General features: G+C 60.9%; 8 protein-coding genes. 5 read left to right on the plus strand and 3 right to left on the minus strand.

The features are described from left to right. Positions 1-18: 18 nt before the first annotated feature. The gene (gene aspS / locus WDB91_RS01505; protein ID WP_339113405.1) at positions 19-1794 is read right to left on the minus strand and encodes an aspartate--tRNA ligase; all 1776 of its coding nucleotides are present in this window, start codon (positions 1792-1794) and stop codon (positions 19-21) included. 398 nt (positions 1795-2192) lie between these two features. On the opposite strand from aspS, the gene WDB91_RS01510 reads away from it, so the two are divergent. Then, a complete protein-coding gene (locus tag WDB91_RS01510; RefSeq protein WP_339113406.1) occupies positions 2193-3503 on the plus strand; it encodes a cyclopropane-fatty-acyl-phospholipid synthase family protein in 1311 nt (436 codons plus the stop codon). A gap of 206 nt (positions 3504-3709) precedes the next feature. After that, positions 3710-7042, plus strand: a complete 3333-nt coding sequence (gene carB, locus WDB91_RS01515) for a carbamoyl-phosphate synthase large subunit (RefSeq protein WP_339113407.1) — start codon at positions 3710-3712, stop codon at positions 7040-7042. Positions 7043-7103: 61 nt separating this feature from the next. Here carB and WDB91_RS01520 read toward each other — a convergent pair whose 3' ends face one another. Then, positions 7104-7526 carry a hypothetical protein gene (locus WDB91_RS01520; RefSeq protein WP_339113408.1) on the minus strand — a complete coding sequence of 141 codons (423 nt, stop codon included), beginning with the start codon at positions 7524-7526 and terminating at the stop codon, positions 7104-7106. A gap of 168 nt (positions 7527-7694) precedes the next feature. Here WDB91_RS01520 and WDB91_RS01525 point away from each other — a divergent pair, with 168 nt between their 5' ends. Continuing rightward, positions 7695-8030: a carboxymuconolactone decarboxylase family protein gene (locus WDB91_RS01525; protein ID WP_339113409.1), complete on the plus strand. Its 336-nt coding sequence runs from the start codon at positions 7695-7697 to the stop codon at positions 8028-8030. Positions 8031-8126: 96 nt separating this feature from the next. Beyond that, positions 8127-8957, plus strand: coding sequence for a GH25 family lysozyme (locus WDB91_RS01530; protein WP_339113410.1), 831 nt, complete (start codon positions 8127-8129; stop codon positions 8955-8957). A 50-nt stretch (positions 8958-9007) separates the two neighbouring features. On the opposite strand, the gene WDB91_RS01535 is transcribed toward WDB91_RS01530, so the two are convergent. Then, positions 9008-11512, minus strand: a complete 2505-nt coding sequence (locus tag WDB91_RS01535; protein WP_339113411.1) for an FAD-dependent oxidoreductase — start codon at positions 11510-11512, stop codon at positions 9008-9010. A gap of 244 nt (positions 11513-11756) precedes the next feature. Between WDB91_RS01535 and WDB91_RS01540 the strand changes: the two genes are divergently transcribed. Continuing rightward, on the plus strand, positions 11757-12344 hold the full coding sequence (locus WDB91_RS01540) for a hypothetical protein (protein ID WP_339113412.1): 588 nt from the start codon (positions 11757-11759) through the stop codon (positions 12342-12344). Positions 12345-12401: the final 57 nt, after the last annotated feature.

The following is a 12401-nucleotide window of genomic DNA, read 5'->3' on the forward strand; positions in this document are numbered from 1 at the left end:
CCGTATCTGACGCAAGGCTCAGTCCTGCGGGATCACGCGCAGGTTCAGCTCGCGTAGCTGCTCGTTCATCGGCTCCGACGGTGCGCTCATCATCAGATCTTCGGCGCGCTGGTTCATCGGGAACATGATGACCTCGCGGATATTCTGCTCTTCGGCCAGAAGCATCACGATCCGGTCGATACCGGCTGCACAACCACCGTGGGGCGGAGCGCCGTATTTGAATGCCTTGACCATACCGCCAAAGCGCTTCTCAACTTCGTCATGACCATAGCCCGCAATCTCGAAGGCCTTATACATGGTCGCCAGATCGTGGTTCCGGATCGCACCCGAGATCAGCTCGTAGCCGTTGCAGGCAAGGTCATACTGGTAGCCCAGCACCTCGAGCGGATCGCCATCAAGCGCCTCCAGCCCGCCCTGCGGCATCGAGAAGGGGTTGTGGCTGAAGTCGATCTTGCCCTCGTCGTCTTTCTCGTACATCGGGAAATCGACGATCCAGGCGAATTTGAAGCAATCCTTCTGGGTCAGGCCCAGTTCTTCGCCGATGACGTTGCGGGCACGGCCCGCTACGCCCTCGAAGCTCTCGGGCTTACCACCCAGGAAGAAGGCCGCATCGCCCTCGCCCAGGCCCAGCTGGGTGCGGATCGCTTCGGTGCGCTCGGGGCCGATATTCTTCGCCAGCGGACCGGCGGCCTCGACCGAGCCATCCTCGGCCTTGCGCCAGAAGATATAGCCCATGCCCGGCAGGCCCTGCTCCTGCGCGAATTTGTTCATACGGTCGCAGAACTTGCGCGAGCCGCCGGTCGGCGCGGGGATGGCGCGGATCTCGGTGCCGTCCTGCTCGAGGAGTTTCGCGAAGATCGCGAAGCCCGAGCCTGCGAAATGCTCGGACACGACCTGCATCTCGATCGGGTTGCGCAGGTCGGGCTTGTCGGAGCCGTATTTCAGCAGAGCGTCCTTATAGGCGATCAGCGGCCAGTTGCCGTCAACGGCCTTGCCCTTACCGAACTCCTCGAACACGCCCTGAATGACCGGCTGCACGGCGGCAAACACGTCTTCCTGGCTTACAAAGGACATCTCGACATCGAGCTGGTAGAAATCGGTGGGCGAGCGGTCGGCGCGCGGATCCTCGTCACGGAAGCAGGGCGCGATCTGGAAGTAACGGTCAAAGCCCGCGACCATGATCAGCTGTTTGAACTGCTGCGGCGCCTGCGGCAGCGCATAGAACTTACCCGGGTGCAGACGCGAGGGCACGAGGAAGTCGCGCGCGCCTTCGGGGCTCGAGGCGGTGATAATCGGCGTCTGGAATTCGTTGAAGTTTGCGTCCCACATACGGTTCCGCAGGCTGCGCACAACGTTGGAGCGCAACATCATGTTGTTATGCAGCTTCTCGCGGCGCAGGTCGAGGAAGCGGTAGGTCAGGCGCGTTTCCTCGGGATATTCCTGCTCGCCGAAGACCGGAAGCGGCAGCTCGGCAGCCTCGCCCAGCACTTCGATATCGCGGACATAGACCTCGATTTCGCCAGTCGGGATTTTGGGATTGACGAGCGAGGCATCGCGCAGCTTCACGGTGCCGTCGATACGGATCACCCATTCCGAGCGCACTTTTTCCAGCGCCTTGAAGGCAGGGCTGTCGCCATCGCATAGGACCTGCGTCATGCCGTAATGGTCGCGCAGGTCGATGAACAGCACGCCACCATGATCGCGGACCCGATGCACCCAGCCCGACAGACGGACGGTTTCACCGGCATTGGCTGCGCTCAGACCGGCGCAATTATGGGAACGATAGGCGTGCATGTGGCTTCCCTCAGTGTTTAGGCTCGCGAAATCGGCCCATGAAACATGGGCTTTCAGCTTTGCGCCGATACACATTCTGGGGGCCGGAAAGTCAAGGCCGGAACGCTCCGGAGCCCGCAAAGGGCTGGCTTTAGGCATCCGGCTCCGCGCATCCTTTGAGCCAGAGCGGCCCGAGCCGCGCTTAAAATTACGTCAAAAGCCGATTTTTTGGCGGTTTGTGCCGATAGGCCCACTGGATTCTGCACCAGCACACAACCCATCCCCTCGATTCATTTCCATAGGGCGCTAACAATAAATTTCAGTTGTTAAGGAAACTGCGGGGAAAATTCATGCCCCGCCGACGGCCGCCCACTCATTCCGGCCATTAACTTGTTTGAGACAGTTAGAGGGGTACGATCATGACGCTTTGGGACCGCATGATGGATCAGATCGTCCGCCACATGATGCATCGTGGCGTTCTGGAAATCACTTACCACGATGGCACCACCCGCCTCTACGGGGATGGCACCGGCAAACCGGTCAGGATACAGATCAAAAGCCCTGATCTGTCGCGCCATATCGTCATGAACCCCGATATGGGTGTGGGCGAAGGCTATATGAACGGCGATTTCACCATCGAGGATGACGATCTTCCGAATTTCCTGAAGACACTGATCCTCAATCTCAACCGAGAAGGGCTGCCCTGGTTCGAGAAGCCGCTCAATATCCTGCAATTCCTCGGGCGCTCGCTCAGCCAGTTCAATCCGGTCAATCGCGCGCAACAGAATGTCGCCCATCACTACGATCTGTCCGGCAAGCTCTATGACCTTTTCCTCGATGAGGACCGGCAATATAGCTGCGCCTATTTCACCCGCCCCGACATGACACTGGAAGAGGCGCAATCGGCCAAGAAACACCATATCGCCCGCAAGCTGCGCATCGAACCGGGCATGACCGTGCTCGATATCGGATGTGGCTGGGGGGGCATGGCGCTGACGCTCGCGCGCGATTACGGCGCGAAAGTGGTGGGCGTCACTTTGTCGCGCGAGCAGTTCGGTCTGGCCCGGCGGCGTGTGAAGGAGGCGGGGCTCGAGCATCTGGTCGATATCCGCCTGACCGATTACCGCAAGGTCGAGGAAAAATTCGACCGCATCGTGTCTGTCGGAATGTTCGAGCATGTGGGCGTGCCGCATTATCGCGAATATTTCCGCCATGTGCGCCAGATGCTGAACCCCGAAGGCATCTCGCTCATCCACTTCATCGGTCGGGTCACCCCTCCTGGCACCACTTCGAACTGGATCACGAAATATATCTTCCCGGGTGGTTATTGCCCCGCCATGTCGGAATCCTCGGCCGCCATCGAACACGAGAACCTCGTGGTCTCCGATCTGGAGGTTTGGCGCAACCACTATGCCGAAACCCTCCTGCACTGGCGCAAACGGTTCGAGGCCAACGAGGCCCGCGCCGCAGGCATTTATGACGAGACCTTCACGCGGATGTGGCGTTACTATCTGATCGCATCGGAAATGACCTTCCGCTACGGCGGTCAGGTCGTGTTTCAGTACCAGTTGACCCATAAGGTCGAGGATGCGCCGCTGACCCGTGATTATATGTATGACGCCCCCATCGAGCCGACCCGCGCGGTAGCCCCGTTCACTGCTGCTGCGATGCAGAACGGTCAGGCGCAAGACGCCGAACTCCGGGAGGAGGTTCGTCACGCCGCCGAATGAGACCCCCGTAGAGATTGCGGATTTTGACCCTTCGGACAAAGTTTATGCCCTGCCTAATATTTAGGCAGGGCTTTTGCGTCTAACCTCCGCCGCGCGCCAGATCAGGACTTGCGCCGAGGCGTAGTCTGACTATAACCCGCACCAATTTGCGTGAGGCCGCCAAGGCCCGCGCCCTTTGTTATGCGCCGAATCGAAGGAACCGCACCATGCCGAAGAGAACTGACATCAAGTCCATCCTCATTATCGGTGCAGGGCCCATCATCATCGGGCAAGCTTGCGAGTTTGACTATTCGGGCGCCCAAGCCTGTAAGGCTCTGCGCGAAGAGGGCTACCGGGTCATCCTGGTGAACTCGAACCCTGCCACGATCATGACCGACCCTCACATGGCCGATGCCACCTATATCGAGCCGATCACCCCCGAGGTTGTCGCCAAGATCGTCGAGAAGGAACGCCCCGATGCGATCCTGCCGACCATGGGTGGCCAGACCGGCCTGAATACCGCACTGGCCCTTGCCGATATGGGTGTGCTCGAAAAGTTCAATGTCGAGCTGATCGGCGCCAACCGCGAGGCCATCGAGATGGCCGAGGACCGCAAGCTGTTCCGCGAGGCGATGGACCGCCTCGGCATCGAGAACCCGCGCGCGACCATCGTCACCGCCCCCAAAAAAGAGAACGGCAAGTTCGACATCAATGCGGGTGTGCAGATCGCCTTGGGCGAGCTGGAAAACATCGGCCTTCCGGCAATTATCCGTCCTGCTTTCACCATGGGCGGCACCGGCGGCGGCGTGGCCTATAACCGCGATGATTACGAACGCATCTGCCGCTCGGGTCTGGATGCCTCGCCTGTGGCGCAGATCCTCGTGGATGAAAGCCTTCTGGGCTGGAAAGAATTCGAGATGGAAGTGGTCCGCGACAAGGCGGATAACGCGATCATCGTCTGCGCCATCGAGAATATCGACCCGATGGGCGTGCATACCGGCGACAGTATCACCATCGCCCCTGCCCTGACGCTGACCGATAAAGAATACCAGCTGATGCGGACCCACTCGATCAACGTCCTGCGCGAGATCGGTGTGGAAACCGGCGGCTCGAACGTGCAATGGGCGGTCAATCCCGCCGATGGCCGTATGGTTGTGATCGAGATGAACCCGCGCGTGTCGCGTTCCTCGGCGCTGGCCTCCAAGGCCACCGGCTTCCCGATCGCCAAGGTCGCGGCCAAACTGGCAGTGGGCTATACGCTCGACGAGCTGGATAACGACATCACCAAGGTCACGCCGGCTTCCTTCGAGCCGACCATCGATTATGTCGTCACCAAGATCCCGCGTTTCGCCTTCGAGAAATTCCCGGGCTCCGAGCCGTCGCTGACCACCGCAATGAAATCGGTAGGCGAAGCAATGGCGATTGGCCGGACCTTCCAGGAATCGCTGCAAAAGGCACTAGCCTCGCTGGAGACCGGTCTGTCGGGCTTCGACGAAATCGAGATCCCCGGCGCCCCTGATAAAGCCGCTGTGGTCAAGGAAATCTCCAAACAGACCCCTGACCGTCTGCTGTTGATCGCGCAGGCCATGCGCCACGGCCTGACCAATGACGAGATCATCGCGGCCACCGCTTTCGATCCGTGGTTCCTCGACCGTATCCGCGAGATCATCGACGCCGAGGCTGAGATCCGCAAGCACGGCCTGCCCATGGACGAAAAAGGTCTGCGCAAGATCAAGATGATGGGCTTCACCGATGCCCGTCTTGCCCGCCTGACCGGCCGCACCGAAGGTCAGGTCCGCCGCGCCCGCCGCAATCTGGGCGTCGTTGCGGCCTTCAAGCGCATCGATACCTGCGCGGCCGAGTTCGAGGCCCAGACCCCCTATATGTATTCCACCTATGAAGCGCCCGCGATGGGCGATGTGGAATGCGAGGCACGCCCGTCCGACCGCAAGAAAGTGGTTATTCTGGGCGGCGGCCCGAACCGGATCGGTCAGGGCATCGAGTTCGATTATTGCTGCTGCCATGCGTGTTTCGCGTTGTCGGATGCGGGCTACGAGACCATCATGGTCAACTGCAACCCCGAGACCGTCTCGACCGACTATGACACTTCGGACCGTCTCTATTTCGAGCCGCTGACGCTCGAACATGTGCTCGAGATCCTGCGCGTCGAACAGGACAAGGGCACTCTGCACGGCGTGATCGTGCAGTTCGGTGGCCAGACGCCGCTGAAACTGGCCAATGCGCTCGAAGCGGAAGGTATTCCGATCCTCGGCACCACGCCGGATGCCATCGATCTGGCCGAAGACCGCGAGCGGTTCCAAGAGCTGCTGAACACTCTCGGCCTGAAGCAACCGGTCAACGGCATCGCGCATTCGGAAGCCGAAGCCTACGAGATCGCAGGCCGTGTGGGCTATCCGCTGGTGATCCGCCCGTCCTATGTTCTGGGTGGCCGCGCGATGGAAATCGTGCGCGATCTGGAAAGCCTCAAGCGCTATATCAACAATGCCGTGGTGGTGTCGGGTGATAGCCCCGTGCTGCTCGACAGCTATCTGACCGGCGCTATCGAGATCGATGTCGACGCGCTGTCGGATGGCGAGACCGTCCATGTTGCGGGGATCATGCAGCATATCGAGGAAGCGGGCGTCCACTCGGGCGACTCGGCCTGCTCGCTGCCCCCCTATTCGCTCTCGAAAGAGATGATCGCCGAGCTGAAGGAGCAAACCGTCAAGCTTGCGCTTGGTCTGAACGTCAAAGGTCTGATGAACGTCCAGTTCGCGATCAAGGACGGCGTGATCTATGTGCTCGAAGTCAATCCGCGCGCCTCGCGCACGGTGCCCTTCGTGGCCAAGGCAACTGACTCGGCGATTGCGTCGATCGCGGCGCGCCTGATGGCGGGCGAGCCGATGTCGGCCTTCCCCGAGCGTGCGCCCTATCCGGCGGATGCCGGCCCCGAAGACGACCTGCCCTATGCAGACGAGATGACCTTGGCCGACCCGATTACCCCTTGGTATTCGGTGAAAGAAGCGGTCCTGCCCTTCGCCCGTTTCCCGGGTGTGGACACGCTGCTTGGTCCGGAGATGCGCTCGACCGGCGAGGTCATGGGCTGGGACCGCAACTTCCCGCGCGCCTTCCTGAAAGCGCAAATGGGTGCCGGCACGCAGCTGCCAGTCGAAGGCCGCGTATTCATCTCGATCAAGGATGCCGATAAGTCGGAAGATCTGGCCGATGCCGCCAAGGATCTCATCTCGATGGGCTTCACCGTTATCGCCACCCGCGGCACCGCCAAATGGCTGGCCGAGAAAGGCGTTGAAGCGGAGCTGGTCAACAAGGTCTATGAAGGCCGTCCGAACATCGTGGACCGCATGAAAAATGGCGAGATTGCACTCGTGTTCAACACGACCGAGGGCAACCAGTCGATTTCGGATTCCCGTGAAATCCGTTCGGTCGCGCTCTATGACCACATCCCGTATTTCACCACCGCCGCAGGGTCGATCGCAGCTGTCGCTGCGATGAAGAGCCGCGCCGAGGGCGATGTTATCGTGCGCTCGCTACAGGCCTGACCCGTCAGGACATGGTATAGGAAGGCGGCACTCTGGTGCCGCCTTTTTCATTGGGCCGGTTTCATCGAGCCAGTGCCGCCTCGCGCTGCTCCCTCAAAAAAATGGCTCCGCAAAGCGTGACGCGGTGGCGCATATCCTGCCCTACCGCAGCAAAGTCCTCGGGGGCGAGCAGGATCCAACCGCCATCGCGCGGTGTCGCGAGCGTGTCGAAATAGACCGCCATCTGCTCGCGGCTCTGGCTGCGGGAGAGATCCGTCAGTAACAGGTAACGCCCGTTATCGATCCGCGCCATTTCGCGGGCAGTATTGCCATAGAACCCGCTCGAGATGCCGGGCATCCGCATCGCCTCTACGTGTTCGAGCCAGCTGCTATAGGCCGAGAGCACATCGAGGCAGCCCACAAGTTGCTGCGTGCGATCATCCTGCGCGCGAGCGCCCGTCGCACTCGCCAGAACCAGTATCATCACTGCCAGTCGCACAATCATCCGTGTCTCCCATGCTCTCTCCTCTATCGCCAAGATTGCGCCGGATTGGTGGACAATTAATTTACAAATCCCTCCTTGTTTCCAAATTAGAAAATATACATTTGACTCAGGTCAACGCAGTGAGGGCCTCACCATGCCATATTCATGATGCAATATGTGAGGTGCATCATGAGCTATACAGACAAGATATCGACCGTGCGCGGGGAGCTGCGCAGCATAGTCCAAGCCATTCCCGAGGCGATGCAGGGTTTCGGAACGCTCTCTGAAAATGTCGAGGGCGCGGGCGTTCTTGACAGGAAACAGAAAGAGATGCTGGCACTGGGCATGGCCATTGTCCAGCGTTGCGAACCCTGCATCCTCCTGCATGTTGAGTCCTTCCGCAAAGCCGGCGGCACGCGTGAGGAACTGGGCGATATTCTCGGTGTCGCGATCCAGATGAGTGGCGGTCCGGGTGTGATGTATTCGGGCCATGCACTCGCGGCATGGGACGAATTCGCGAAATAATGCGCATCGGCGATATATGATTAATGTCCGCCCTTCACAGGGGATGACATTTCCACAAAAATACGAGACGTTGAGCCATCCCTTATGGAGATGGTTATGATCCCTATCCGAAAGTTGCTGGCCGCCTGCGGCCTCGCCCTTTCTCTTGCAAGCTGTGGTGGAGGAAGCGGACCGACGGTTGGCAAACTCGCGAATCCGTCCTCGCTCGACGCCGCCAATTATCGCGCGCCCGGTATTCCGCTACAATTCGGAGACCGGTCGCCGCACCCGTGGGGGGAATTATCCCCGTCTGATTATCCGATCCACGGGATCGATGCGGCACGCTATCAGGGGCTGATCGACTGGCGCCGCGCTCGCAGTTCGGGCATCCGGTTCGCGTGGCTCAAAGCGACTGAAGGCGGCGATTATATCGATCCGGGCTACGGGATGAACGCCAATGCAGCGCGCGCGGCTGGCGTGGCCGTGGGCGCGTATCACTTCTATTACTTCTGCCGCACCCCGCAGGAACAGGCCGCATGGTATATCAGCCGCGTGCCCCGTGTGCGTGGGGATCTGCCGCCCGTGCTGGATATCGAATGGAACCACCAGTCCAAGACCTGCCGCCGCTTCCCTGATCCGCAGACGGTGCGCGCCGAGATGCGCACCTTCCTCGATATCGTGACCGCCCATTATGGCACCCGCCCCGTAATCTATTCCACCGTGGATTTCTGGCATGACAATGATCTGGAACTGCTGGGGAATTACGATTTCTGGCTGCGCTCGGTGGCAGATCACCCACGCGACCGCTATCCGGGCGTGCGCTGGACTTTCTGGCAATATACCGGCACCGGCATCGCGCCGGGGATTGGCGGGACCGTGGATCTGAACGCCTTTGCAGGATCGCCCACCGGTTGGGCCAACTGGTATAGCGCCCGCCAGCAGCCCTGAGCCTTACCCGCCGCAATCGAAAAGGCCGCCCCGAGGGGCGGCCTTTGTCTTTAGCCATTCACGCGGATGCGCGTGTTCTCGGGGTCATGCGGGCTGTCGACGGTGACTTCCGCCGGATAGTCCTGCCCCATCATGCGCACGGTCAGCTTGGTGCCCGGCTCGGCCAGATCGGGGCGGACATAGCCCATGCCGATCTGCTTGCCGAAGGCGACCGAATAGCCACCCGAGGTCAGGCGCCCGACCTTTTCGCCATCGAGCTTGATCGCCTCGCGGCCCCACGGATCGGCATCGGCCGGACCGTCGATCAGCAACGTCACGCACATCGCACGGATGCCTTTGTCGAGCATCGCCTGCTTGCCGGTGAACTCTTTATCCAGATCCACGAAGCGGTTGAGGCCGGCCTCGAGCGGGGTGGCATCGCGGCCCAGCTCGTTGCCGAAGGCGCGGTAGGATTTCTCCTGACGCAGCCAGTTCTGGGCGCGGGCGCCGACCAGCTTCATGCCATGCTTGGCACCGGCTTCCTGCAGCGCGTTCCAGAGATAGCGCGAGAACTCGATCGGGAAGTGCAGCTCCCAACCCAGCTCGCCGGTATAGGCCACGCGAACGGCGCGGACAGGGCACATACCCAGCTCGATATTGCGCATCGAGAGCCACGGGAAGCGCTTGTTCGACAGGACGGTTTCCGGCTCGGCATCCACGACCAGCTCGTTGAGAATGGCGCGCGCATTGGGCCCTGCCAGCGCGAAGACACCCCATTGCGTAGTGATGTCGTGGATGTCGAGATAGTCACCACCATTGGCGCGGAAGTCCTCGGCCGATTTCTTCAGGTAATCGGCGTCGTAATCCGTCCATGCACCGGCCGAGATCAGGTAATATTCGTCCTCGGCGATCCGCACGATGGTATATTCGGTGCGGGTGGTGCCCGCAGGCGTCAGCGCATAGGTCAGGTTGATCCGGCCCACTTTCGGCAGTTTGTTGCAGGTGAACAGATCAAGGAAGGCCGTCGCACCGGGGCCGCGCACCAGATGCTTGGTGAAGGCGGAGGCGTCGATCAGACCGGCCGTGTTGCGGATCGCCTCGGCCTCGTCCTTGGCATATTGCCACCAGCCGCCACGGCGGAACGAACGCGCTTCATGGTCGAAGTTCGAGGGCGCATCTTTCGGGCCATAATAGTTGGGGCGTTCCCAGCCATTGACCTGACCCATCTGCGCGCCTTCCGCAATCTGGGCGTCGTAGTTGGGCGTGGTGCGCAGGGGGCGGGCCGCCTCGCGCTCCTCGTCGGGATGGTGCAGGATGAAGACGTGCTCGTAGCATTCCTCGTTCTTCTTCACCGCCCATTCATTGGTCATCCACTGGCCGTAGCGTTTGGGGTCCAGCGAGGCCATATCGATCTCGGCTTCACCCTCGACCATCATTTGCGCCAGATAGTAGCCGGTGCCGCCTGCTGCGGTGATCCCGAAGCTAAAGCCCTCGGCCAGCCACATATTGCGCAGACCGGGTGCCGGACCCACCAGCGGGTTGCCATCGGGGGTGTAGCAGATCGGGCCGTTGAAATCGTCTTTCAGGCCAGCGGTCTCGGTGGTCGGGATCCGGTGGATCATCGACATATATTCTTCCTCGATCCGCTCCAGATCGAGCGGGAACAGATCGGCGCGGAAGCTATCGGGCACGCCATGACGGAAGCAGGCCGGTGCGCCACGCTCATAGGGGCCCAAGATCCAGCCGCCGCGTTCTTCACGCACATACCATTTGCTGTCGGAATCCCGCAGCACCGGGTGTTCGGGGTTGCCCGCCTCACGGTAAGCCAGCAGCGCCGGATCGGGCTCGGTCACGATGAACTGGTGTTCCACGGGAATCGCGGGGATCTTGATGCCCAGAAGTTTTGCTGTGCGCTGCGCGTGGTTGCCGGTGGCGGTGACGACATGCTCGGCATGGATATCGACCATCTCGCCCGAACCCACAAGGTTACCGCCCTTGTCCACCATCTTCTCGAGCGTCACGATCCATTCCGAACCAGTCCACTTATAGGCATTGACCTGCAGTTTACGGACAATATCCACACCACGCTGGCGCGCGCCTTTGGCCATGGCCTGCGTCACATCGGCGGGGTTGATATAGCCGTCCTGCGGGTGGAAGAGCGCGCCAATCAGGTCTTCGGTATTCAGGAGCGGCCAGCGGTCCTTCATTTCCTTCGGCGTCAGGAACTCGTGGTAGACATCCGCGGTCTCGGCGATCGAGCTATAGAGCAGATATTCGTCCATCCGCTCCTGGGTCTGCGCCATACGCAGGTTGCCGCAGATCGAGAAGCCCGCATTCAGACCGGTCTCGGCCTCCAGCGTCTTGTAGAAATCCACCGAATATTTGTGGATATGGGTCGTCGCATAACCCATGTTGAACAGCGGAAGCAGCCCCGCCGCATGCCAGGTGGAACCTGCGGTCAGCTCGTCACGCTCGACAAGCATCACATCCTTCCAGCCCGCCTTCGCAAGGTGGTAGGCGATCGAACAGCCGACGGCGCCGCCACCGACGACCAGAGCTTTGACATGGGTTTTCATAGGGGGCATCTCCTGTTGGCCTTTCACCCATTTCTGGCAGAAGCCAAAAGAAGCGGAGCGCCGCGCCCGACCTTTGGCGGCAAAAAACGACAAAGCGTCCCCTCGTGATGTCCCGCGTGATAAAGGAGCGGCCGTGGCTGCGGGCGTTTACCAACTGCACATGAAACTGTCGCAAGGGAAGCCGCATCGGGATATATCAATAACATCCTAATTCTTTAGCCCCCTTTTAACCAAAAGGCCCGTCATGTCGCTGTCGCACTATCTTTCCAGCCTCGTCAGCTCCGTTCATAAGCTCTGGCTCAACCAGCAGAAAAGCGGCAATGCCGCGCAGGGCTTTGCCGCCCAGATGGACGAGAGCGACGCGCCTGCAAGCCTGTCAGGTGCCACCCCCGAGCAGCTGACCAAGGGGGTGACGCCTGCCCAGACCAGCGTGAAGACGGAGACCGCGCAGGTGGGGCTTGTGGTCGAATCCGCGCTGAGCGGCATGCTGACCACCGCGGATAAAGGCAGCGCCACACGTCCCCGCTCCGGCACGCCCTCCTACACCGCACCGGTGGTGGTGCCCGTCGAACAGGTCGCCAACCGCACGGAGACGCCCTCCGGCGCAAACACCAATACCGCGCAGAACATCTTCACCATCGGGCTCGATGGCAACCTGCAGGACAGGACCACAAGCCTGCGCGCGCAAAGCGCATATCAGAGCCTCAACGCCACTGGCCCCGTCTGGAGCGTCGGCGGCGACACCGCGACCAGCCCGCCGCGCACCGGTGGTGGCACACAGATCTTCGATGCCAACGGGTTGGTCTCCACCCATCTGGCGATGTCGTTCTGACCGGTCCACCCACCGCTGCGGTAAAGCGGGCATCGGCGGGTTCCCACCGACACGCCC

This window comes from Thioclava sp. GXIMD2076 (genome assembly GCF_037949795.1).
Classification (GTDB): Bacteria; Pseudomonadota; Alphaproteobacteria; order Rhodobacterales; family Rhodobacteraceae; genus Thioclava; species Thioclava kandeliae.